Genomic DNA, 24,437 nt, shown 5'->3' with positions numbered 1-24,437 from the left:
CTTTAATATCAAAAAAATTCCCCAGCAAAATAGATATATACAAAAACACTGTTCTTTTCATAAATCTTCTTCAGAAAAGAACAGTGCTTTATATAATAATTTATTTTGCTTTGAGTACTTTTCCTTTTAAGAAACGATCTACATACCCTTCTGCTTTTACAACAAATAAATAGGCACCCATTGCTAATAATGCAAGATCTAATTCATATCCAGGATTCTTTCCGTCTCCTAATAAACCAGCTGCTCCGTTTACCTTTACAATTGCACCAACTAAGATAAGAGCAAATAATAATCCCACATATCTAACACCTAAGCCAATGATTAATAATAGACCACCAACTAATTCAAATGTTGCAACCCCATATGCGAGACCACCTGGTAAGCCAATGCTTGTAAACCAACCTGCTACATTATCAATACCTGATTGAAACTTTGCTAAGCCATGTGCAAAGAATGTAACTCCTAACACGATACGAATAATTAAATTACCAATATATTGATTCATTCTGAACTCCCCTTTTGTTTTGTTGTACAAAACTTTTTTTCACAAGACAAAACAATACATTGTTTCTTTTTATTCGTCAAATACTTTTTTTAAAGAAAATAAAAAAACATTACCCCTTTCACGGATAATGTTTCATAAAAAATAGCGCTCCTTCAAGGCTTAACATGTGGAAATGCATTCGAAAAAACATCAATGATTTTCTATTCTTTCGAGATAAGTTCAAATTTCTTTCCTGCATTTACGTAAGACAATAATGATAAATCTTCTTCAAAAACCGTTCCAATTACATTCACCTTTTCATTTTCTGGTAAATCATTTATAACAATTTGCATTTCACCTGCATATCTACCGTACAGTTCATTATCAATTGTAATACTCCCTATCTTTCTTTGAACTGTATTCATCGCTGGTAAAATAACAGTATGTCCTTCTCTTGATTCTACAGAACGAATGACATCACGCGCTGGATCAAGCCTATTCGTATGTACTCGCTCTACTGTTTCTAATACTTCTCTTTCACTAATCAGCAGTTTATAACGTATTGGAATAATCCCTTTATTTGCACTCGCAATTTCTTGTACACTTTTTAAGCTCCCACTTATATCTCCAATTAGTACTTTATCAACGAAGCAGTCTTCCACAAGTTCCAAATATGCCTCAAGTGGGCGCATATATCGGTGTTTTTCTAATGTAGGAAGCCCTTCATATAAAGGTCCTCTTTTTTCACCATCACCTGGAATAAATGCCATTGTTTTTATACCGCATTCACGCAAAAATTGATTTTGCTTTTGTAAAAATGATTTAGCAAGCCCTGTTTCAGGACGTGGATAAAAATTATGCCATGCTTCTACACAATCTACTCTCACACTTTCCTCAAGAAGCTCATTCCAAAATGATTCAGTGATTGTACTAGCATTTAATGCAATCTTCATCTTATGTGATATACGTGCAATTTGTTTCGGGTCTATACCATAATCAATGCGTAAACCAGTAATTCCCCACTCTACTAGCTGTTCCACATTTTCATACGTAATCCCTAAATAGTGTAAAGAACTTGGTGAAACGTCCACCATCAGTTCCATCTCATATTTTTCCGCTTGCTTCCCAAGTATTTGTATTAACTCCTTATAAGCCCTAGGATCATCTTCCGGAATGTGAAGAGAAGTGAAAATAGAAGAAAAACCGTATTTCCTTACCGTTTCCAACCATTTTTCTTGCTCTTCTATCCGGTCCTTTGAAAGATAAACAGATACTCCAATCATAGCAATCTCTCCTTTTGTCTCATACGAAGAAAAAGAGGAGGAAAACCTTCCTCCCCCTACAGATGCTCCGCCATTTCTTCTTTAAATCCAAAGAAATACGTAAAGATAAAACCAAATGCATAAGCAATAACAAGACCAAGAAAATATAGTAAATATTTATTATCAGCAATTAACGGAATTAATGATAACCCTGATACACCGATTCCGAGTGAAGCCGTTTTCATAACTGCCTGGAATGCACCGCCAACAGCTGCCCCTAAACAAGCCGTAATAAACGGTTTACCAAGTGGTAATGTGACCCCATATAATAAAGGTTCGCCAATTCCTAAGAAACCAACCGGTAGTGCTCCTTTAATTACATTACGAAGACGCTTATTTTTCGTTTTTACATAAATAGCAATCGCTGCCCCAACTTGCCCCGCTCCTGCCATCGCTAAAACCGGTAGTAATGGTGTTACATGAGTTTGATTAATAAATTCCATGTGGATAGGTGTTAGACCATGATGCAGTCCCATCATAACGAGCGGTAAAAATGTTCCTGCGAGTACAGCTCCTGCGACCGCTCCCCCGACATTTAAAATTGCATTAATACCACTTGTAATTCCATCAGATAGGAAACCAGCCACTGGTTGAATTGCTAACATCGTTACTAAGCTTACAACTAGTACCGTAATAAGCGGAGTCACTATAATATCCACTGCATTCGGTACTGCCTTTCGTACTTGTCTTTCCACTACAACCATAAGCCATGCTGCAAAGATTACAGCGAATAATCCACCGCGCCCCGGCACCATTGCTTCACCAAATAGTTTCACATTTGCCATAGCTGGGTTGAAAATTAAAATACCTGCAATCGCTCCGAGAACCGGAGTTCCGCCAAATTCTTTTGCCGTATTCCAGCCAACTAGAATACCTAAGAATGTAAAAATACCACCGCCAATTAAAAGTAACATTTGCAGCCATGTTGCATTTGGATCTGCCCCCGCATTTTTAGCAAAGTTAGCGACACCATTTATAATTCCTGATGCAACAAGTCCAGGGATTAACGGAATAAAAATACTCCCTATTTTTCGTAAAAAGCTTTTTACCGGTGTATTATTTTTTTTCTTGATTGCTGATTTCATTTCTTGGCCAAGATCTTCAAGATGCTGATCAGCAACTTCCCCAATTCGTAACCCTGTCAAAGTCTCCATTTCGGCTGCTACTTTATTCACAGTCCCTGGCCCAACTACAACTTGCAATGTTTCATCTTCAATCACACCCATGACACCGTCTACTTTTTTCAAAAGTTCCATATTCACTTTACTTTCATCATGAAGTGTTAGACGTAACCTCGTCATACAATGTGCAATACCACGAATATTTTTCGTTCCCCCAAGTTGCTCTGTAATCTCTTTTGCCATCCGCTGTTCTTTCTTCATTGTAAAACCCCCCTCCCCACTTTTTATAATGCCTTTTTCACAAATCCTTTCGCATCTGTTAATTTTCCAAGTGCTTCCCCATATTCACACTGTAGTAATATCATGACAATCGCAGCTTTCACATTACGATCTGCTTTCTTGTAATAAATCTCTGCTTCCTTATAAGCTATTCCTGTCGCTTCCATAATAATTCGTTTGGAACGCTCGACTAACTTTTCATTTGTCGACTGAACATCAACCATTAGATTCTTATAGACTTTCCCTACGCCAATCATAGAAGCAGTTGAAATCATATTCAGTACTAACTTTTGTGCGGTTCCGGCCTTTAAGCGTGTAGATCCTGTTAACACTTCTGCACCTGTCTCTACTTCCACACTAATTTTTGCAAATTTACTTATCTCTGCTCCCTTATTACAGGAAATGCTAGCTGTACTTGCTCCCGTAGAATTTGCATATTTTAGTCCACCAATTACATAAGGTGTTCTACCACTTGCAGCGATTCCAATAACAATGTCCTTATTACTTAACTGAATCCCCTTTAAATCATCTACTGCAAGATCTTCTCGATCCTCTGCACCTTCCACAGCCTTAGTAAACGCTTTCGATCCACCTGCTATAAATCCTTGTACCTGTTTCTCATCTGTTCCAAATGTCGGTGGACACTCGACAGCATCTAAAATTCCCAAACGTCCGCTTGTACCAGCGCCAATATAAATTAATCGTCCACCATTTTGAAAAGATGAAACAACACTTTGAACAATTTTTTCAATGTGTTCGATTTCATTTTCAACCGCTACAGCGACTTTACGATCTTCTCGATTCATTGTTTGTAAAATTTCTCTTATGCACATCTCGTCTAAATTCATTGTATTTTCGTTTCGGTGTTCTGTTGATAAATTCTCTAACATATTCTCACCTTCTTTGAAGTTTTATTTCACGCTTTTATTATAACTTCGTGAAATTCAAAATCAATATTTATATTATATTTTATGAAACACAATTTCTTTTTATAACAAAATTGTGTCTATTTAACCAAAATAAAAAGATGAGTTTCATCTCATCTTTTCCTTTACTTCAATTTCCGTAATCGCACTGCTTCTTCTCTTGTTTCTGTAAATTTATCCAATACTTGATTACCTATTCTATTAAATGTAATCACATACAAAGCATCAATTATATTAAGTTGCGTCATTCTTGAAGCAATACTTGCGATTCGATGATCCTGCTCTACGTCTGGCATACAAAGACGTATGGATGACTCTTTATATAACGGAGACGATTGATTGAGTGTAGTAATAGCAATCACAGTTGCTCCTTGTTTATTAGCATACTGCGCCATTTCTAGTACATCCTTCGTCCGGCCAGAAGTTGAAATGGCGACAAAAATATCCCCTTCTTCTAGATTGGTCACAAGTGGCAACATCATATGAAAATCAGATAGCATCATAGCCGTAAACCCTAGACGAGTAAACTTATACGCTCCATCCATTGCTGGCGTAGCTGATCCACCCACTCCATAAAATAATATTTTCTTTGCTCCTAAAATGGCATCTGCTGCTTTTTCTAACTCTTTTTTATCAATAGCAGTAATACTCGCTTCAATCGCAGCCTTATTGACATATGTAACTTTATTGAATAAATCAAACGGTCCGTCTTCTGTATTCATCACCGAAAAATCATTAATATTATAATCAGCAATTGTTAATTCTCTAACAAGCGCTAACTTAAAAGCTTTAAAACTTCCTATACCAATCGTTTTACAAAAGCGTACGACACTTGCTTCACTGGATCCTGCATTATTAGAAACTTCTCTTGTCGTTAAATTAGGAACAATTTCTGCATTCTCCATAATATACTGAGCAACCTTTTTTTCAGCTGGTGAAAATTGATCCATGTAATGTTCAATTTTAAATAATAGTGTTGACGGTTTCACCATTCATCCCCCATTCTTTACGGTTGCTTTTATTTTTCATATCCTAATTCCATATCTTGCGAATCATAAAGATAATAGACATCTTCACCAGGAGGATGAAACACATTTACAATTCGATCTCCTTTTTGATAGACCGTCCTTTCTCCTTCCGACCACTTCTTTTCCCATCCATTTATCCAAATTGCAGCATCAGGCAAAAAGGAAGTGTATCTATATCCTTTCAAATCATCTCCTGCAATATAAGAAGAGAAAACAGAAACAGGAAAATCTTTAACTTTTGATTCTTTTCCTAATGTAAATGGTAAACACATTAAAAGAATTACAACTACACATATAACTTTTTTCCATGTAATCTTCATTCATTTTTCTCCTTCCAGTACTAAAGCACACATAAATTTTAACACGATTATTACTTCGCCACTCTACACTATTACTATTTTTTATATTCATAAAAAAAGCTTATCCACATGAGATAAGCTTTCTTACCTTAGATAAAATACTTCTTCAATAACGGTGGTGTAATAATCGTAGTGAGTATAACAACAATTACAATGGCTGTGAAATTTTCTTTCGCCAATAAATTCGCTGCAAGTCCATTTGCTGCAATAATAAGTGCTACTTCTCCACGCGATACCATACCAGCCCCAATGCTAATAGAAGACTTTAAGCTAAAACCTGTTAACCTCGCCCCTAAGCCAGATCCCACTAATTTTGTAATAATAGCAATGATCGTCATGATGACAATAAACCAAATTTGGTTTCCAATACCTTGAAATGTAATCTCCATCCCGATGCTAACAAAAAAGATTGGTACAAAAATCGCATAGGCAATCGGCTCTATTTTATGTTCTACTTCATGTTTATATGTTGTTTGTGAAATGGCAATCCCTGCAGCAAATGCACCAATGATACCAGCAATCCCCATTTGCTCACTATAGTAAGCAAATGAAAAACAAATAATAAGTGCTGCACTAATTAACGCCTCTGACACACGAAGCGGCACCAACATTTTCATAATCCACGGAACCACTTTCCATCCAATGAAAACAATACTTACGAAAAAAATGATTTTCTTAGCGATAACAAGTGTAATACTCACATCTTGTGTGCCTAAAAAACTCATAACAAAGGCCAATAAAATAACAACGATAACGTCATCAAATACAGCAGCCCCTAAAATCGTTGTACTTTCCCTTGTATTCATTTTCCCTAAGTCTCGCAATGTTTGAACAGAAATACTCACTGATGTTGCACAGAGCAGTAATCCTAGGAAAATGGCATGTGATTGTAACATCCCAAATGCGAGTCCCGCCAAATACCCGCCAAGGAAAGGAAAAATGATACCTCCCATCGCTACTGCGAATGAAGATTTCAAATTACGATTTAATTCCTCCAAATCAGTTTCTAATCCTGCCATAAACATGAGTAACAAAACACCAATTTCACTAAGTTCATCAATAAGTTCAGAACTATTAATAATTCCAAAAACAGCGGGACCAATAATAATTCCAACAATTAATTTTCCTAGTACCGATGGTTGACCAAGTCTCACACTAATATCACCAGCTAATTTCGTACAAAGTAAAATAACGACAATTTCAAAATAAAACAGCATAATATCTTCTCCTACTTTATAAAATACATCTATTTTTGGTGTTAGTTTTTCCTTACATCTAAGATTTTATTTGTTACGTTTTTATTTGACAAAATATTCTGAATTGTAATAAAATTACTACAGCAATTCTATATTTTTTATCAAAGCACACAACTGTACCTCTATTCACTTATAAACTATTTTGTAGTGGGCTCATATTATATTCGCAGTTGTGAAGATTGAAGAATGAAGGGAGAGTCCAAGTGAAATCATTATTACGAAAAAAACCACTTACTACTGAATCACCACGACAATTAGAAAGAACGTTAACCGCATTAGATTTAACCTTTTTAGGAATTGGAGCTATAATTGGAACAGGCATTTTCGTCTTAACAGGTATTGTTGCGGCCAAACATTCTGGTCCTGGTATTATGCTATCTTTTCTTATTGCCGCATTTACCTGTGCATGCGTGGCCTTCTGCTATGCAGAATTTGCTTCTTCTATCCCTATTTCAGGAAGCGTTTACACATATGCGTATATGACAGTTGGAGAAGTCGTTGCCTTCATTGTTGGCTGGTGTTTAATGCTAGAATATTTACTGGCAGTTGCGGCGGTTGCTGTCGGATGGTCAGGATATTTACAATCGTTACTTTCCGGATTTAATATTCATCTACCCGCCATTATCGCCTCGGCCCCTGGAATGGGAAAAGGCGGAATAATCGATTTACCAGCTGTATGTATTTTACTTTTTATTACACTGCTTCTTAGCTTCGGTGTACGCGAAAGTGCTCGCATTAATAATATTATGGTATTAGTTAAATTAGCAGTGATTATTGCCTTTATCGTAGCAGGTGCAAAATACGTCAAACCGGAAAATTGGACACCGTTTTTACCATTTGGATATGATGGGATTATTACAGGTGCAGCAACAGTATTTTTTGCTTTTCTAGGATTTGATGCCATTGCAACAGCTGCTGAAGAAACGAAAAAACCACAGCGAGATTTACCAATCGGAATTATTGGTTCCCTTCTCATTTGTACGGTACTCTATATGATCGTATCCTTTGTTTTAACAGGGATGGTTCCTTATACACAACTAGACGTTTCAGATCCAGTTGCTTTTGCGCTTCATTTTGTTGGTGAAGACACAATTGCTGGGTTATTAGCTGTCGGTGCAATGACTGGAATGACGACCGTTCTTTTAGTCGTTATGTATGGACAAGTTCGCGTTTCCTATGCAATGAGCCGTGACGGGCTACTTCCAAAAGCATTAGCTCGCGTAAATCAAAGAGTTAAAATACCTCTATTAAATACGTGGATTACTGGCATTGCAGCAGCTTTATTAGCAGGATTACTAGATTTACATCTACTTGCAAATTTGGTGAACATCGGTACACTAACAGCCTTTACATTCGTTTGCTTTGCTGTACTTATTTTACGCAAAACACACCCAGATTTAAAAAGAGGCTTCCGTGCACCATTCGTACCTATATTACCAATCGTTGCAATTTGTTGTTGTCTCTATTTAATGATTAACCTTTCTGCAACAACTTGGAAAGGATTTGCTGTTTGGCTTGTCATTGGACTATGTGTATATTTCTTCTACTCTAGACGTAATAGCCATTTACTGACCAAAGAAAATAATGGTGAACAAAAAAAAGCATGAAAAACAGCTCGCTATATTAGCGAGCTGTTTTTCATTCGAGTTTGTTTTTTGTTAACGTTTGTAGAATGAAAAATATGCCGATGCAAGCTGTAAACCAGGCCCAATTTCCTATTGATGACGAGTAATTTACAATACCAATCGTAATTACAATCATCATTACGATTCGTACACAAGCTTCCATTTTTGCATATCCATTCTCCTTTATTATTTTGTTTCCTTCTTTTTCTTTTTCCATGCAGTTACACTATCAAAGAAAAAGTTAATGAACAACGCTCCTAATCCTGCTAATAGAAAAGTCATTAAAAACAGAACCCATTTGCTTTTATCTTTCAAAAAATAATATCCAACAAGGAGCACAACTGCAATCCATACATATTCAAGAATTCTTTTTAGCTTTTTCTCTTCCAAATCTTTCGCCCCTTTATGTTTCATCTCTCTTTATTGTAACATGAAATAATATATCGGCGGAATCGCTACATATATCGGCGATACGACATAAATTCCTACTAATAAAAGAAGCTCGCCCAAGGCAAGCTTCCCATTCTCTTACTCATTTACACTCTTTTCAACAAGCTGCATCGCATATTCTAATGTACGATTCATTGTTTCTACATACTGATCTTTTACTTTTGTATCTTTTACTACAGATTCTGCTACTTTGATTTTTTCTTCTAATGCTTTCACTGGACTTTCTTGATATTGTCCTGGTTCTTGCCCTACTTGAACTTTCGCTAATAAAGCTTTTGCTGCATCGATTGTTTTTTGTAATTTCTCTTTTGGCGTTTCTGGTTTTTGGTCAACTACTTTTGATTGTATAAATGTTTGATGTGCTGTTTTTAAACTCTGATATGCCCCAACTGCTTGCTCACCTGTCGTCACCATATTTTCAAATACTGCTTTTGCTCCATTATAACTTGTTTGTAATTCTGTAAAGGCAGCTTGTGAATATTGGCCCGGTTTTTCACCGAATTCATAAGAACCGGCTAATGTTTCTTTTGCTTTACCAATCTCTTCATATAAAGCATTTAATTCTTCTAGTTTTGTGCGATTTGTAAACTCATTGTATGCCGCTACTATTTCAGATGAAGTAAGTGCTTTACTATATAATTTTGCAAGCGCAACTTGTCCATGTAATGGAACTCCACCGTTACCATCGCTTGTTGGATCTGCACCAATCGCGAATGGTACATTCGGATGATACACTTTACCTATCACTGGCTGACTATTTACTTTTTTTCCATCTACATAGATTGCTAATTCATTTCCATTATACGTTCCTGTTAAATGATATGTTTTATTTGCCTCTAATTGTGTACCTATACGTTTATAGCTACCACCAATATGAGCCCATAATTCTACATATCCAGTTCCAGTAGATTCAAATCCAATTCCGCCGCTCTCTGTATTTTCCATAATAGCTTGACCGCGAATTTCATTCATAGAAAATACTGTTTCTAATGTAAATGTATTCGCCACTTTCTCTTTTTGCGCTGCTGAAAACGGGATATAACCAAATGTATTTGCTTCACCATTTAATTTCATTACATGCTTTTTCAATGCTTTATCATATTCAATTGATACATTACCTTTTACATCGCCTTTACTTCCAAATGGTGAGTTGTCTTTAAATATACCATCTAAAAAGTTAACATCAAATACATCCGCCTTTGGCACTTTCACATTAGGATCAATAATTTCTTTTTTTGTTGTTACTTCTGCTTGTAATGGCTGTTCACTTTCATTTTCGAATGAATCGATCGCAACTGCTTCTAGCAGGTATGTTTTTCCACTATCTAGCCCACCTAATGTAAACGTAAGTTCTTTCGGCACTGGATCACGATAAAACTCTGAGAATGCTAATAGCTTATTTTTGATTTCCCCTGTTTCTTTATCTCTTGCTTGCAGGCGATAAGAATGAACAAGTAGATTATCTACTGCTTGCGGGAAAGTCGCTGTTACTGAACTCTCAGTTACATTTGAAACTTTTAACTTTGCATTTTGCTCGAAAGATGGTTTTTCTTTATCACGGTTTTCCACATGTTTAAACGATTCTTTTTTAGCTGGTAATTGAACTTTCCACGGTTCACCTGTCCAAGAATTCGTGTGGAAATCACGACGATTAATTGTTACTTCTTTATCGTCTACCTCTACTAATAAACCTTGGCTTAAATCGCTTGCACCTGGCGGAATATTACCTTGAACTTTCCCGCCCTCTACTTCCATATAACTTACTGAAGATGTTCCAACAGATGTAAAGTCTTTTTGATGAATGGATCTTGGATCATCTAATGGATAGTGCGAATGACCAGAGAATGTAATTGCTTGCGGATAATCTTTTAATACTTCATTAATTTTTGCACTGTCCTTCGTTCCCCATTCATGACTACCATACACAGTTTCTTTAATGTGTTGGTGCAAGAACACGAAAATTGGTTTTTCTGGGTCATCAGCTTTTGCCTTTGCAATTTCTTCTTTCAACCAATTAATTTGTTTATCAGAATAATATCCATGTGTCGTTCCATCTTCTGGTGACATAACAAGGAAGTGATATCCCTTCACGACTTTATGATAATAAATAGATTCCATTCCTGTCTTTTCTAAGAAACGTTTTTGTGCATCCCCTGCCAATAAACCATTCCAGTAATCATGGTTTCCAAGTGAATTCATTCTCACTGCATCTTTATTTGCATATTGATTATACACTTGCATAAAACGATCATATTGCTGATTAGACCCTGAATCTGTAAAATCACCAACGATAACAAATGCGTCTTGTTTTGGCGCAAGTGTATTAAACTGTTCAATCGCTCTTTTCCAACGGAACGTATCATCTGTTCCGCTATTTTTAATATGTACGTCACTTACAACCGGAAAGACAAGTTTTTTCTCCTGCGGTTTTTCCTCTTGTTTCTTCTCTTCCGTTTGTGCGAAAGTGTTCCATGGAAACGATACAAACGCTAAAATGAAAACTGCTAATAATCCAATAAGACCTGTTACCTTCTGAAACATATTCCTACTCACGTAAATCCTCCTCATATGTTTGATTCAGTACAAGGATTATTGTATCTAACACATATTAACCTCGTTTAAATGAATAATGAAAAATATTACATCTTTGTAAATATACAGTCAGTTTCCTGTAAAGTTCCACAACAGCTATATAAATACAAATAAAAAACGACATAAAACCTTTATTTTTAGGTGGGAGAGAGCATCCGGCCGTGCATAGAAGCGGTCAGATCCTCTTCCTGCCCCATGCCAAGTTAAAACAAAAAGAAAAAAACGAGTGCAGGTCACCTTTTGTTCTTCATAGCCGCAACTTATATGTTGGCAAATCAAAATGGAACAACTACATATCACTCATATATAGTTGTTCCATTTAAATCTCTATTAGACTAAATAGTAGATATGATGTCGATTAGCCCTACATGGAATATACAAAAGGATTTAACTTTACAATCTAGAAAAAGTATTATGTGATAACCAAAAGATGTTTGGAGGATAAAATTTGATTTTCTTTGATATTGATGGCACTTTACTAGATTATGATTATGCTGAAAAACAAGGCATTATAGACTTTTTTCATACACAAAGGGAATTTTCACACTTAGAACCAAAACCATTGATTGAACTATGGAACAGGATATCAAGTGAGTACTTTCAATTATTCCTTGATGGATCCCTATCCTTTCAAGAGCAAAAACAAAAACGGATGAAAAGGATATTTAAAAAGGTTAATCTAACTATTTTAAACGAAGAAGCTGATCAAAAATTCGGACTGTATCTACAACATTTTCAACGTAATTGGACTGTCTACAATGATGTAAGGAAATGCCTAGATTTTTTGAAGAACAAAGGGTTTGAACTAGGAATCATAAGCAATGGTGATTACAACCAACAAGTTCATAAACTTAAACAAATAGGGATTCATCATTATTTCTCTCATATTATTACATCTAGCCAAGTTGGAGTTGCTAAACCAGATTCGAAAATATTTAAAGAAGCAGCAATTAGAATGAATCAAGACACTAAGGAATGTTATTATGTAGGAGATCGCTTAGATACCGATGCAGTTGGAAGTAAAAATGCTGGGATGACAGGGATATGGATTAACCGTATAGATGATAAAAAGCATAAGGATATTATTACCATACATTCGCTATCACAATTGGAGAAAGCTATAAAAGTAGATTTTAATCACACAAAAAGATAGTCTATGTTAACAAAAGGTGCTTTCTGTATATGAAAGCACCTTTTAAGTCCCATACTTTTTCTATCGTCTAAAATACCTTTAATCAAACAATAGTCTCATCATCTTTCACATTGACTCCGCTTTATTTTTCTTTTTCAAAAACTTGAAAATAAACATTCCTATCACAATGAAACAAACAACCCCTAGTATCGGTAATGTATATTGTTCAACAATTGCCCCTGCCTTTTTCCAATGAGGTCCTAATTTCAATCCCACATATACATATAGCGTTGTGAGTGGCAACATCGCTACAAATGTGTATATGTTAAATTTCCAAATGTTCATTTTGGCGATTCCACATGGAACTGAAATAAGTGTACGAACCCCTGGAATAAATCGGCCAAGAAACGCCACAGCTGGTCCATATTTTCCAAAGAAATGATCTGCTTTTTGAATCTGTTCTTCCTTTATAAAAAAGTATTTTCCATATTTCAGTAATAACGGTCGACCACCATAATAACCGATTGCATATAGTGTTAGCGGCCCCGTCGTTCCTCCGATCGTTCCAGCTAATACTGCGAGCCAAAAATTCATATCTCCTTCGTATACCCAATATCCAACAAGCGGCAACACAATTTCTGCTGGAATAAACTCAAATGTTAATGCTAGAATTACACCAAAATAAGAAAACTGCTTTAAATACTCAATCACATCTAAAATAAACTGCTCCATTTATGAACTCCTATCCTTTATTTAAATTATATTTTTCTTGTAAGTGCTTCGGTGCCATTTTCACAATTCGCTGTAAAATAAATAAGACAACAGCAATATCATCTAATCCCCCAAAAAACAGTAGAAAATCAGGGATGAGATCAAATGGAAATACGACATACCCAATTAAAAAAACAATGGATAGTATTTTCTTCTGCATAGCGACTTCTTTTGATGTAAAAAAGTCATATAAAAATGGACCAAATCGACGAAAATGAAGCATAAATCGAAATCGGTTTATAAACTTTTTCATTTTTCACCTCTCCTTTTTCTGCATACAAAAAGGACCTTTACCAAATATAGTAAAGGTCCTAAAAAAGACAATAAGGGGCCTTTACCATTGCTGGTAAAGGTCTCACTAACAACAAATCGTTGCCAATAAAGCCGAGGGTTTCTCCCTGTAATGACGACTTTATTGTGACAAGTTACTCCCCTTTATATACGCAATTTTATAAAATTACCTTAAAATATTTGATAGAACTTGTCAATCTTTTTCTATTGTTGAAGTAACTGATACATACTTGCTATCGCTTGTATTTCAGAACTTGGTGCTGGTGATAGCTGATAATACCCTTTCTTCACCATATACTGCCAAATGTCATAAGCATGGTGACTACTATTTAAAAAGGTATTTTCTAAAAGCGTTCTTAGTTCTGGATTCGCACACTCTAATAAAGAACCTGCACAATTAAATGCAGAAGATTTTTGATTCAGTAAATATCCAAGTGCAATTGATCGATCATTAGGAGGCTGCGCAGCCATGCTTGGTGTAACTGGCAAATACTTTTGTGAAGGTGCCTCTGTATAAGAAGCTAATACTGGTTTTAATTTAGACGGCTGAAACTTTGATATATTTGGAGTTGTCTCACCTTGTATAAATTCCACCTTCAAATTATAATCTTGCACATGAAGAGGAAGATGATTCTGTAACATTTGTTTCAACTCATCATCCTGTGCTTGCTGTATATATGTAGACATCGTATTAATCGTATTATAGTCTCCTGCTATCAGTTCACTTAAGTCACGTAATTCATGCGTTGCTAATTGCATATACTATTCCCCTTTCTACAATTCTTTTCTAGCATCTCCTAACAAAACAAAAATACTATATAAAAATCCACATCACTGCGGATTTTTATATAGTATAAATTAAAGTGGATTACACTTCGGCATCTCTAATCCTGAAGCTTGTGCTAATTTCAATAAATAATAACATTCTTCCCTTGCCATATGGTCTGCCATTCTTCCAGATATTAAGCTTAATACTTGATTAGATAACTCTAATTCTTCTAATTCGTGAAGAAAACGGGAGAATAGTGTTAATTCTAATGAAACATCTTTTGTAAATTTTTTTAGAGCTGGAAAAGAATGTAGTTCCGCCCGTAAGTAACCTGTCATTTCCACAGCTTTTAAATAAAACTGTTCAAAATGCTTTTCATATTCTTCACTCTTCTCTTTCAGTCGTTTCTCGACCAGATCTAATCCACCTGAAATGGCACCTGCATGACCCGCTGCATCCGTTAGCCAAGCAAGATGATAATGCAATTCATGAAAAACAGGTGGCACTTCTCCTTTTATTAAATATTCTAATACCATTATATACTCTTCCACTTCGTTCACCATATGGTTAATAAAAGTTGGTGTAAAATGAATGACAATTTTTCCTTCCAATTGCTTTTGTATAATATTTAACTTAAATTTTCTAATTTCCTTTGCTACTTTATGTGCATCTTTCGCAAATGCAATCAAATTTACCGTATGAATATTACTGAGAAATCTATCAAATGTTTGGACAAAATACATCGCTTTTTGAATATCTTCACTTTCATTTTGAGCTAAAGCATCTAAAAGAAACTGCGCATGATCGCCAAGAACCTTCAACCAGAATTTATGTTCAAACAACGCGATTTCTTCATACGTACTATTCATCCGGTTAACTCCCCCTTATCTACTCTTTCGGCGCAATTAGAATTCTATACTGGTCAGGATCATGCACAATAATACCTCTTTTCTCCGTTTTACAGCTCTCTAATTCTTGAAATGACACACAATAGAATTCTAATTTTTTTCGTACTTTTTCCATATCACAAAATGGCAAACTAAAATTTATATAAGAAGGCACTTCCTCACTGAAATCCCCGCCTTTTTCCCTATTTAAAACGAAGCAAATTCTTGTTGCACCAACATCATACCAGACGCCAGGCACATGTAATTGTGGTCGGTGTCTACTCGGCTGAAATCCCAAGATACCTTCATAAAAATATAATGTTTCCTTTAAATTTCTTACTTCTAATACAATGCAATTTGTAATAGTCTCCACGTACATTTCCTCCTTGACCCTACTAGTTTTTCTATATGAGTCATAAATAACAATTATGTCTGAATACAATACATAGTGATGAATGTTTCACTTATAAAGGAGGTTTGCATTATGGACAAATTTATGAAATCTTACACACCTTACCATAGTCCAAAAGATCCTTGTCCGCCGATTGGAAAGAGATTTTATTCAACCCCTCCTCATTTATATATGGGATTCCAACCAACTAATTTACCACAATTCCCTCCAAGAGACGCCTTACAAAAAGGCACTTTATGGCCTGCTCTTTATGATTATTATGAAAGCCCCCATAAGAAAGGAAGGTGACAAGAATCGTGACTCAAACACTGCCAGATGAATATTATGAATGGATAAAAGAGTTGCAAGAACTCGATTTTGTATTAGTTGAACTTACACTTTATCTAGATACTCATCCAGATGATGTTACAGCGATAAATCAATTTAATGATTTTTCCTATAAAAGAAGATTGCAAAAGCAAAAAATTGAAGAAAAGTATGGCCCACTCCAACAGTTTGGTAATAGCTACTCTAATGCTCCGTGGGAATGGAGTAAAGGTCCTTGGCCATGGCAAATATAAAGGAGAGAAAATATGTGGATATATGAAAAAAAATTGCAATACCCTGTAAAAGTAAGTACTTGTAATCCAGCACTTGCAAAATTATTAGTTGAGCAGTACGGTGGTGCAGATGGCGAATTGGCAGCTGCTCTCCGTTATTTAAACCAGCGCTACACGATTCCTGATCAAGTAATAGGTTTATTAACAGATATCGGTACGGAAGAATTTGCTCATCTTGAAATGATTGCAACAATGATTTATAAATTAACAAAAGACGCGACCCCTGAGCAGATGAAAGCAGCTGGACTAGATGCTCAATACGCTAATCATGATAGTGCACTATTTTATCACAATGCAGGCGGCGTTCCGTTTACAGCCACATACATACAAGCAAAAGGTGATCCAATTGCAGACTTATATGAAGACATTGCCGCAGAAGAAAAAGCAAGAGCAACTTATCAGTGGCTCATTGATTTATCAGATGATCCTGATATAAATGATAGCCTCCGCTTTTTACGTGAGCGCGAAATCGTTCATTCCCAGCGTTTCCGCGAAGCTGTTGAAATTTTAAAAGAAGAACGCGATCGAAAAATTTATTTTTAATTTTTTCAGCTACACATATCCTATTGATATGTGTATTTTTTATTGTCCATCTATCTTTCCCTAACTTCCATACCAATGTTTTTCCAAAAAGGCATAATTATTCAACTTAACGCATTATTTTTAAAATTATTTAAAATTCCCTGTTGCTTTCTAGTCATCAGACCTTTAAAATTAAAACAGTTACTCGACAAATTATTTGAATTTTCGACAAAATAACATGTAGGAGGATTTTATATATAATGCGTACAACTTTAAAGCCATCGCAAATTCTCTCCATTAGCTTATTGCTATTTGCAGTTTTTTTCGGCGCTGGTAATATGATTTTCCCACCACTTCTTGGGCTTTCTTCAGGAGAAAACATGTGGGTTTCTATTTCAGGATTTATTATTACAGATGTAGGATTATCTTTATTAGCAATTGTCGCTGTTGCTCTTGCAGGTGGTAGTTTTAAAAGTTTAGCGAGCCGTGTTCATCCAAAATTTGCAGCAGTACTAGCTATTATTATTTACCTTTCAATCGGCCCACTATTTGTTATTCCACGAACTGGATCTGTTTCTTATGAAATTGGAATCGCACCGCTTTTTCCGGACCAATGGTATTCCATGTTACTATTTAGCTTTATTTTCTTTACTGTTGTTTACTTCTTATCATTAAACCCATCCAAATTAGTTGATCATATTGGGAAGATATTGACACCAATCTTACTTGGTATTATTGCAATTATGGCAACAAAAGTGATTCTTTCACCAACAGGTTCGTTTGTTCCTCCTGTTGGCGACTATAAAGAGATTCCATTTTTCAAAGGGTTTTTAGAAGGATTTTTAACATTAGATGCGATTGGCGCTCTTGTTTTGTCAACAATTGTCGTAAATGCGATTCGTCAAAACGGTGTAACGGAAAAAGCTTCTATCGCAAAATACACAATTATTTGCGGAAGTATCGCTGCTTTCTTTTTAACGATTGTTTATTTCTTGCTTGGCTATATCGGAGCATCGAACGGAAACCTTGGTCAATTTGAAAATGGCGGTCAGCTATTAGCAACTGTTATGTACCAATTATTTGGGACAAGCGGTAATATTTTGCTAAGTGTCGCAATTATATTTGCTTGCTTAACGACAGCTATTGGTGTAGTCAGTGCATTTGCCAACTATTTCACAACCGTATTAACAAATGTTTCTTATAAAAAGCTTGTATTATATGTTTGTATTTTTAGCTTTATTGTTTCCAATCTAGGACTCAGCTTATTAATCAAAATTACGTTACCTGTGTTAATCATTCTTTATCCAATTACAATCATCTTAATTTTTGTATCATTTATTGATAAATATACAAAGCGTAAACCATCTGTATACATCGGTGCAATGATCGCTGCATTCATCATTAGCTGTATTCATGCTCTTGATAATATGGGAATGATGCCAGCTGCTATTACATCTATTGCAAGCACAATTCCTTTGTATAAATTGGGAATCGGTTGGATTGTCCCAGCAATTATTGGGGGTATTGTCGGATACTTTATCCCGCAAGCACAAACGGAAGGTGAAGTTTCTACTAAATAAAAAGAAGCAAGCATTACACAAAATGCTTGCTTCTTTTTCATTTTCTATCACTTAATACAATGTTTGTATAAGAACGAACGGTTAACATGTAATAACAGTTTCCTAGGCTCTTTACATCGTATGTTTAAATGTAAATAACTCTTCTTTAGGAAATGAAATAGACTTTACTTCTTCTACTTCTTCGTCTTTGTTCATTTCTCCTAACCTTACTTTTGCTATCGCATCCTCTATACTTCTTACAATCATATTCCCTGAGAAGATAGTGAGTCCAAAAAAAGTAATTGGTACGAGCGGGATCCATGGATGCACTGATAGAGAGCGAAAGTATACACCTATTAAACCAGACCATTCATGCGTATAAGAATCTAGTTCTTTTATCATACCTCCAAACCCTACGGTCCCTCCAAAAAACACTTCAAGTAATCCTAGATGTAGAAAGATAATAAGTGTTTGAATAAATTGTTGCATCAATACAAGTACAAACGTCATATATAAATGTGGAAACAGATGTTTCACAACAATACGCCTTCTACTTCCGCCTAATATACGAGCAGCATCTATAAACTCTTCCTTTTGTAATTTCCGCACTTCATTTGCAACATAAAGAGAAATTGTCGGAACCGCCAGAGCAACAAGCAATATGACTTGAAATGATGCTCTCTCAAAGAAACTAGTCGTCTCTTCTCCATTCACAAAACTAGTTGCAAACTGAAGAAAGAAATATGCAATCATAACAGTTGGAATAACTGTAAAGCTATCAAAAAACGCTTCAATTTTTGAAAACCCTCTTTTTACATAGGTTCCTAATATAACACCAAAAAAGACACCTAAAACCACCCGCATCATCGCAATAAAAGCGGATATACCAATAGTCCACTTCGCCCCTTCAATGACTAAATGTAAAAGATCATAACCTTTTCGATCTGTTCCTAATAAAAATTTTGATGAAGGCGAAAATGGTGGAGCTTCTACATTTCCTTGCGCGTCATATTGCAGCGAAACTTGGCGAATATGCCCTCCATTCCACAATGTATTCCCAATGCTAAGTCCAACTAACACGACAAGAAATAAAATACTAAACCAAAACTTTTTATCACGCTTTATATATTTCCACATCTCTTACGCCCTCTCTTTCATCGCATCTGGAACGAAATAATGAAATGACTTAAATAGAACAAAGATCGGGATATAAATAAGTAAGATGCTCATTGTAAAAACTTCAATCGGTTGATAATTTTTAATGAATACAAAAATACCATGTGTGTTAAAAAGCCATTCTATAATATACAAATTTGATAACATAAACCAAATATTTGTTTTCGCAAAAAACAATGTACTAAGCAACACATTCCGCAATACATGACGATTTAAAATATAGAAACGATCAAACCCTTTCGCCCGTGCAAATAAAACATAATCCTTTTCTAATTCTGTTTCAAAGCGAAGTAGTAACAACTTTACAAACATAATCGTAGTGGGAATACTTAAACAAATAATAGGTAAACCCCGAATGGATTCTCCACTTAACGCAGCAATTTTGACAGGTAAAAACCCTGTCTTTTGAAAAAACCATACGACAAGAATTTGCGATCCGATAATAAGAAGAATGTCTGGGATGGACTCAAGAAAAAGCAGAAATGTTTTAATGCGCCGCTGTATATGCGAACGACTTCTCATCATCATATATACAATGCAGAAAGCTATACATAATGAAATAAAAAATGAAGCTAAAAAAATAATCATCGTTTCTTTATAATGAATAAATAGTTGTGGAAATAACGGTCGATTCATCCCATACGTTAAGTTTGGAACATCTATCAGTTTCATAACTGACATCTTTAAAGCCTGTACATACTGTGAAAAATTAATATGTAAGCCTTCGAATAGTTTTGGAAGAGCACCTAAACAAATAATACCAATAACAGAAAGAATAAATTGCACTGTAATCTCTATTCCATTTGAAATCACCTTTCTTGTCATTTTCCCCCTTCTCTCTATACAAATTTCCATTCTATTGATACTCCGCTTTATTTTATAAATAATTTTCAGAATTGTAAATATTTTCTGCGAAAAAAGAACCACTAGATTATGATCCCAGTGATTCTTTATGCACGCGTTTTTCATTTCTAACAAATGGCATATACAATAATAAGCACCCTATAAACGCAGCGATTTCTAATGAAATAATATAGTATGGATGCGGACCTAACATATCAAGTAATGAAGCTGTTTCTGGTTTATACGCCAAAAACATATAATTACCACCGGTTTTATAATTCACAAACGAAACAATTGGAATCAATATGTTTAAAAAAATCATCGTACGCTTGATTGATTGAAAAGTCGGCCTATATCCTTCTACCCATGTCATAAAGAGCGGTGCCAAAATGAGTAATACATGTGCGATGAAATATTCTATGAAGCGAAAATGCGGAAAAGCATATTGTAAGTTTGGAGTTAAAATAGCTTGTGATGCCCCAATAATCCCTGTAAAAAAGACAACTTCATATACTTTATAACTTTTTGTAATAACCATTATTGTTGCTAATACTAAACTAATGGTACATAACTCAAATGGTAATGATGTACTCAACTGAAAAATTCCAGCTTTCACTTGCCACACATCAAGTCCAATTTCACTTCCGATAAATAAAAAGGCAATCGCATATCGTACAGCCATATTCCATTGTTGCTCACGGAGTATGTCTTGAAAATGATAAAGAAAATAAGCTCCTATACCGATAAGAAGTAGTATAATGACATGTTGTTTTGAATACGGAACAAATGGCTCCACCGGAAATGCTCCAAAGTACGTTTCCATATTCCTCACTCCTTTCCTTCATAAATATTATTGTAAGAAAGAAAAGGCTCGTCAACCAATCTGCTCTCCCTCTAAACGAAAAGGCTCCAGATATACAAATTCTCAACCTTATTTCTCTCCATACGCTAACCTTACAAAACTGTAATGTTATTGTAAGCTAAAACGATTTGTCATATTTTCTCTCTCTTCTATACTGAAAACAGATACAAAAACGAGCGAAAAGGTGATAAATAAATGAAAAAGAAAAATAAAGTAATCATTACTGGGTTAGTAACAATTGGAATTGCAGCAGGTTCATATTTTGCTCTTGCTGGCGGTGGCGATGTAGCGAAAGCTTACAGCAGCTATAAAGTATCAGAAAAGCAAATTGAAAATGCACAAAAATTTGGTGGCGAAGTCATTCCAAATGGTATTGAAACAATCGCATTTGATCCTTCAAAAGGAACCTATGAGCTAGCTGTAAAAAAAGGTGATGAAGTCAAAAAAGGACAGCTACTCTTTAAATACAATGATCCTACTATGAAGCTAGGTGTAACGGAAGCAGAAATGCAAAAGAAATTAGCTGATAAAGAAGTAGCATTACTCCAGAAACAAATTGATACAGCAAAACAAAAATTACAAAAAGATAAAAATGCCGGTTCCCCTGGGGAGATGCTAAAAGCAACAGAAACTGAAATCGCACAACTTGAATCACAACTTGAAATAAAAAAATTTGAAGTTGAAAAAGCTGATCAAATGATTCAAACAAACAAAGAAAAACTCACTACACTGTCTGTAACAAGCCCAGCTGATGGCATAATTGAAGAGATTACAAAAAATGCGGATGAAAAAACAGGTATGAGCGGTATTACCCTTCGCACTGCTGGCCCTCTAAAAGTAAAAGGCCAACTATCAGAATATGAATTAGCTCACGTCAAGGTTGGGCAGGAAGTAACCGTTACATCCAAAACTTTACCAGGGAAAAAATGGACTGGTAAAGTCACAGAAATCGGTACAACACCAGCAAAGAGCATGGATGAAAACAAGACAGTATCTAACTATCAATTTATCGTTACATTAGATAATAATGAAGAGTTACAAACTGGATTCCACGTATACGTAACAAGCAAGTCTGGTGAAGCAACTGGTACAGTTATTCCAAAAAGCAGCATTGTGAAAAAAGGTGATAAAAATGTTGTATTTATCGTGAAAGACGGTAAGGCAAAGGAGCAAGCTGTTACTGTTGAATTTGAAACAGATGGCGAAGCGAAAGTTTCTGGCGTAAAAAAAGGTGACCAAATCATCTCTAAACCAGAGAAAGACTTAAAAGATGGTATGGAGGTTAGCGCCCAATGATTGATTTAAGAGGCATCACGAAAGCCTTTCAAAACGGTGAAGAAACAGTTCAAATCTTACATGGTATTGATCTAACACTTAATCAAGGCGAATTCACTTCTATCATGGGGCCGTCTGGTTCTGGTAAATCAACATTAATGAATATTATCGGCTGCTTAGATAAGCCGACAAATGGAACTTATTCGTTAGCTGGACAGAACATTTCAAACATGTCTGAAACGGAGTTAGCTCATATTCGTAATAAAGAAATCGGATTTGTATTCCAAAACTTCATGCTTCTCCCACGTCTCAATGCACTACAAAACGTAGAATTACCTCTTATCTACGCTGGAGTAGATAAGAAAGAACGACGTGAACGTGCTTTAGCTGCACTAACAAAAGTAGGTCTAGCAGATCGTGCCACGCATTTGCCAAATGAATTATCTGGTGGACAAAAACAGCGTGTTGCCGTTGCTCGTGCAATTGTAAATAATCCAAAGTTCATTTTAGCTGATGAACCAACTGGTGCGCTTGATACAAAGACAAGTAAGCAAATTATGGATCTCTTTTACGAATTAAACAAGCAAGGCTCAACAATCATTATGATTACCCATGATCGTGAAATTGGGGAAGCGGCAGCACGCCAAATTGTAATTCGTGACGGAAATATCGTCCAAGATTGGAGAGGTTAATTTTGAACACAAGTGAAAATATACGCATGGCCCTTTCCTCTATCTTCGCTCATAAAATGCGTTCTATTTTAACGATGTTGGGGATTATTATCGGGGTTAGTGCGATTATTACAATTATCTCAATCGGAGATGGAACAAACGCAAAGTTCCGTGAACAAATTGGCAAAGAAAAAAAGAATCAATTTTCAGTAAACTATACAACAGAAGATTATTCGGATATGGATGGGAAAATATCTGCAAGCATGTATGACAATGTCTCAAAAATTTCTGGTGTTCAAGATGTATATCCTGGTGTTAGAGGAAAAGAGAAAGTATATGCCGGAAAAAAAGAATTAGATATTGATATAACTGGTGTAAAAGGCGATTACTTTGAAGATACATCTCGCTTCAAACTTGAGCACGGCAGGTTGTTCACTGCCGCTGATTTAGATAAACCTGAACATACAATCGTATTACACAAAGATGCATTTGATAAATTGTTCCCTTCTTGGGAGGAAGGTTTATATGTTGATATAAAAGGTACTCCTTATAAAGTAGTGGGTGTATATTCTATCAAAGCAATGATGGGTGGCATGGAGTTTAAAGAAGGTGCTATCTCTGCTGAAAACTGGCCTGTTCTATTTGGGAAAAATAATTATGACGGCTTAACAGTAAAAATTGCCCCAGGTCAAGATAAGCAAACTGTGCAAGATGCAGTTGTAAAATCATTAAATGATGCGAAAAAACCAGAGCATACTGGGAAATTCAAAGTACCAAATCCACAAGATGATTTAAAAGAGATTGATAACTTCACAGGCATATTAAAAAGTGTATTCGGTGGTATTGCAGCAATTTCACTTTTAGTTGGTGGTATTGGTGTTATGAATATCATGCTTGTATCAGTAACAGAACGTACGCGTGAAATTGGTATCCGTAAAGCACTTGGTGCAACGCGCGGGAAAGTATTGATGCAGTTTCTCATTGAATCTTGTATCTTAACAGCATTGGGCGGATTCATTGGATTTGTGCTCGGTATTTTCTTCGCTTGGATCGTTGCAATATTCGCTGGATGGCCACTTGTTGTTTCCGTAAAATTAGGTTTAATTTCAGTAGCATTATCTATGTTAATCGGTATTCTATTCGGGTTACTGCCAGCTAATAAAGCTGCGAAACTTGATCCGATTGAATGTTTACGATATGAATAAATAAAAAAAGCTATCCAAATT

27 protein-coding genes are annotated in these 24,437 nt (G+C 35.5%); 9 read left to right on the top strand and 18 right to left on the bottom strand.

From position 1 onward, the window contains the following. Window positions 1–100 precede the first annotated feature (100 nt). From ACM6HU_RS02960 to ACM6HU_RS02930, 7 genes are all read right to left on the bottom strand, one after another. The gene (locus ACM6HU_RS02960) at window positions 101–505 is read right to left on the bottom strand and encodes a DoxX family protein (RefSeq protein ID WP_088093931.1); all 405 of its coding nucleotides are present in this window, start codon (window positions 503–505) and stop codon (window positions 101–103) included. Window positions 506–705: 200 nt separating this feature from the next. Continuing rightward, complete coding sequence (locus ACM6HU_RS02955) at window positions 706–1,767, bottom strand: DUF871 domain-containing protein (protein ID WP_016113241.1); 1,062 nt, start codon at window positions 1,765–1,767, stop codon at window positions 706–708. 56 nt (window positions 1,768–1,823) lie between these two features. After that, window positions 1,824–3,188: a PTS transporter subunit EIIC gene (locus ACM6HU_RS02950; RefSeq protein WP_016113240.1), complete on the bottom strand. Its 1,365-nt coding sequence runs from the start codon at window positions 3,186–3,188 to the stop codon at window positions 1,824–1,826. Between the two features lie 23 nt (window positions 3,189–3,211). Further along, complete coding sequence (murQ, locus tag ACM6HU_RS02945; protein WP_016113239.1) at window positions 3,212–4,096, bottom strand: N-acetylmuramic acid 6-phosphate etherase; 885 nt, start codon at window positions 4,094–4,096, stop codon at window positions 3,212–3,214. A 161-nt stretch (window positions 4,097–4,257) separates the two neighbouring features. Further along, entirely contained in the window at window positions 4,258–5,121 is an 864-nt protein-coding gene (locus ACM6HU_RS02940) for a MurR/RpiR family transcriptional regulator (RefSeq protein WP_016113238.1), read from the bottom strand. A gap of 29 nt (window positions 5,122–5,150) precedes the next feature. After that, entirely contained in the window at window positions 5,151–5,480 is a 330-nt protein-coding gene (locus ACM6HU_RS02935; RefSeq protein ID WP_016113237.1) for a hypothetical protein, read from the bottom strand. A gap of 128 nt (window positions 5,481–5,608) precedes the next feature. Beyond that, window positions 5,609–6,736, bottom strand: a complete 1,128-nt coding sequence (locus ACM6HU_RS02930; RefSeq protein ID WP_016113236.1) for a cation:proton antiporter — start codon at window positions 6,734–6,736, stop codon at window positions 5,609–5,611. Window positions 6,737–6,978: 242 nt separating this feature from the next. Here ACM6HU_RS02930 and ACM6HU_RS02925 point away from each other — a divergent pair, with 242 nt between their 5' ends. After that, window positions 6,979–8,382, top strand: coding sequence for an amino acid permease (locus ACM6HU_RS02925; RefSeq protein ID WP_016113235.1), 1,404 nt, complete (start codon window positions 6,979–6,981; stop codon window positions 8,380–8,382). A gap of 31 nt (window positions 8,383–8,413) precedes the next feature. Here ACM6HU_RS02925 and ACM6HU_RS02920 read toward each other — a convergent pair whose 3' ends face one another. The 3 genes from ACM6HU_RS02920 to ACM6HU_RS02910 all read right to left on the bottom strand — a co-directional run bounded on the left by ACM6HU_RS02920 (window position 8,414) and on the right by ACM6HU_RS02910 (window position 11,418). Then, window positions 8,414–8,563 carry an RpiR family transcriptional regulator gene (locus ACM6HU_RS02920; protein ID WP_229165982.1) on the bottom strand — a complete coding sequence of 50 codons (150 nt, stop codon included), beginning with the start codon at window positions 8,561–8,563 and terminating at the stop codon, window positions 8,414–8,416. Between the two features lie 23 nt (window positions 8,564–8,586). Then, complete coding sequence (locus tag ACM6HU_RS02915) at window positions 8,587–8,790, bottom strand: hypothetical protein (RefSeq protein ID WP_033671378.1); 204 nt, start codon at window positions 8,788–8,790, stop codon at window positions 8,587–8,589. A 138-nt stretch (window positions 8,791–8,928) separates the two neighbouring features. Then, window positions 8,929–11,418 carry a LamG-like jellyroll fold domain-containing protein gene (locus ACM6HU_RS02910; RefSeq protein ID WP_098116856.1) on the bottom strand — a complete coding sequence of 830 codons (2,490 nt, stop codon included), beginning with the start codon at window positions 11,416–11,418 and terminating at the stop codon, window positions 8,929–8,931. Window positions 11,419–11,890: 472 nt separating this feature from the next. Between ACM6HU_RS02910 and ACM6HU_RS02905 the strand changes: the two genes are divergently transcribed. Next, entirely contained in the window at window positions 11,891–12,595 is a 705-nt protein-coding gene (locus ACM6HU_RS02905; protein ID WP_016113232.1) for an HAD family hydrolase, read from the top strand. A gap of 105 nt (window positions 12,596–12,700) precedes the next feature. On the opposite strand, the gene ACM6HU_RS02900 is transcribed toward ACM6HU_RS02905, so the two are convergent. The 5 genes from ACM6HU_RS02900 to ACM6HU_RS02880 form a co-directional block, all read right to left on the bottom strand. Then, a complete protein-coding gene (locus tag ACM6HU_RS02900) occupies window positions 12,701–13,306 on the bottom strand; it encodes a DedA family protein (RefSeq protein ID WP_016113231.1) in 606 nt (201 codons plus the stop codon). A gap of 10 nt (window positions 13,307–13,316) precedes the next feature. Beyond that, entirely contained in the window at window positions 13,317–13,598 is a 282-nt protein-coding gene (locus ACM6HU_RS02895) for a YkvA family protein (RefSeq protein WP_016113230.1), read from the bottom strand. Between the two features lie 242 nt (window positions 13,599–13,840). Then, window positions 13,841–14,395: a spore coat protein gene (locus tag ACM6HU_RS02890; RefSeq protein ID WP_016113229.1), complete on the bottom strand. Its 555-nt coding sequence runs from the start codon at window positions 14,393–14,395 to the stop codon at window positions 13,841–13,843. 99 nt (window positions 14,396–14,494) lie between these two features. After that, complete coding sequence (locus tag ACM6HU_RS02885) at window positions 14,495–15,274, bottom strand: DUF2935 domain-containing protein (protein WP_016113228.1); 780 nt, start codon at window positions 15,272–15,274, stop codon at window positions 14,495–14,497. Window positions 15,275–15,293: 19 nt separating this feature from the next. Continuing rightward, complete coding sequence (locus tag ACM6HU_RS02880) at window positions 15,294–15,665, bottom strand: VOC family protein (RefSeq protein WP_033671368.1); 372 nt, start codon at window positions 15,663–15,665, stop codon at window positions 15,294–15,296. Window positions 15,666–15,776: 111 nt separating this feature from the next. On the opposite strand from ACM6HU_RS02880, the gene ACM6HU_RS02875 reads away from it, so the two are divergent. From ACM6HU_RS02875 to brnQ2, 4 genes are all read left to right on the top strand, one after another. Then, window positions 15,777–15,992: a spore coat associated protein CotJA gene (locus ACM6HU_RS02875; RefSeq protein ID WP_016113226.1), complete on the top strand. Its 216-nt coding sequence runs from the start codon at window positions 15,777–15,779 to the stop codon at window positions 15,990–15,992. An 8-nt stretch (window positions 15,993–16,000) separates the two neighbouring features. Continuing rightward, window positions 16,001–16,264 carry a spore coat protein CotJB gene (locus tag ACM6HU_RS02870; RefSeq protein ID WP_003195420.1) on the top strand — a complete coding sequence of 88 codons (264 nt, stop codon included), beginning with the start codon at window positions 16,001–16,003 and terminating at the stop codon, window positions 16,262–16,264. Window positions 16,265–16,276: 12 nt separating this feature from the next. Further along, window positions 16,277–16,846: a spore coat protein CotJC gene (cotJC, locus tag ACM6HU_RS02865; protein ID WP_003195416.1), complete on the top strand. Its 570-nt coding sequence runs from the start codon at window positions 16,277–16,279 to the stop codon at window positions 16,844–16,846. A 239-nt stretch (window positions 16,847–17,085) separates the two neighbouring features. Next, complete coding sequence (brnQ2, locus tag ACM6HU_RS02860) at window positions 17,086–18,405, top strand: branched-chain amino acid transport system II carrier protein BrnQ2 (protein ID WP_098116857.1); 1,320 nt, start codon at window positions 17,086–17,088, stop codon at window positions 18,403–18,405. A 111-nt stretch (window positions 18,406–18,516) separates the two neighbouring features. Here the strand turns inward: brnQ2 and ACM6HU_RS02855 are convergent, their stop codons facing one another. The 3 genes from ACM6HU_RS02855 to ACM6HU_RS02845 all read right to left on the bottom strand — a co-directional run bounded on the left by ACM6HU_RS02855 (window position 18,517) and on the right by ACM6HU_RS02845 (window position 21,226). Further along, the gene (locus tag ACM6HU_RS02855) at window positions 18,517–19,521 is read right to left on the bottom strand and encodes an ABC transporter permease (RefSeq protein WP_098116858.1); all 1,005 of its coding nucleotides are present in this window, start codon (window positions 19,519–19,521) and stop codon (window positions 18,517–18,519) included. Window positions 19,522–19,524: 3 nt separating this feature from the next. Further along, entirely contained in the window at window positions 19,525–20,385 is an 861-nt protein-coding gene (locus ACM6HU_RS02850; protein ID WP_016113223.1) for an ABC transporter permease subunit, read from the bottom strand. A 106-nt stretch (window positions 20,386–20,491) separates the two neighbouring features. Then, window positions 20,492–21,226: a TIGR02206 family membrane protein gene (locus ACM6HU_RS02845; protein WP_016113222.1), complete on the bottom strand. Its 735-nt coding sequence runs from the start codon at window positions 21,224–21,226 to the stop codon at window positions 20,492–20,494. A gap of 234 nt (window positions 21,227–21,460) precedes the next feature. Here ACM6HU_RS02845 and ACM6HU_RS02840 point away from each other — a divergent pair, with 234 nt between their 5' ends. Genes ACM6HU_RS02840 through ACM6HU_RS02830 form a run of 3 tightly spaced genes read left to right on the top strand, consistent with a single transcriptional unit; the run spans window position 21,461 to window position 24,416 of the window. Further along, window positions 21,461–22,561 carry an efflux RND transporter periplasmic adaptor subunit gene (locus ACM6HU_RS02840; RefSeq protein ID WP_414847983.1) on the top strand — a complete coding sequence of 367 codons (1,101 nt, stop codon included), beginning with the start codon at window positions 21,461–21,463 and terminating at the stop codon, window positions 22,559–22,561. After that, complete coding sequence (locus ACM6HU_RS02835) at window positions 22,558–23,232, top strand: ABC transporter ATP-binding protein (RefSeq protein ID WP_016113220.1); 675 nt, start codon at window positions 22,558–22,560, stop codon at window positions 23,230–23,232. Before ACM6HU_RS02840 ends, ACM6HU_RS02835 begins: the two co-directional genes overlap by 4 nt. 26 nt (window positions 23,233–23,258) lie before the next feature. Beyond that, window positions 23,259–24,416, top strand: a complete 1,158-nt coding sequence (locus tag ACM6HU_RS02830; RefSeq protein WP_414847992.1) for an ABC transporter permease — start codon at window positions 23,259–23,261, stop codon at window positions 24,414–24,416. Window positions 24,417–24,437: the final 21 nt, after the last annotated feature.

This window comes from Bacillus sp. IT-79MI2 (assembly GCF_949768135.1).
In the GTDB taxonomy this organism is placed as follows: domain Bacteria; phylum Bacillota; class Bacilli; order Bacillales; family Bacillaceae_G; genus Bacillus_A; species Bacillus_A pseudomycoides.
The sequence above is the reverse complement of the archived record's forward strand: the minus strand, read 5'-3'. Positions and strand labels throughout refer to the sequence as shown.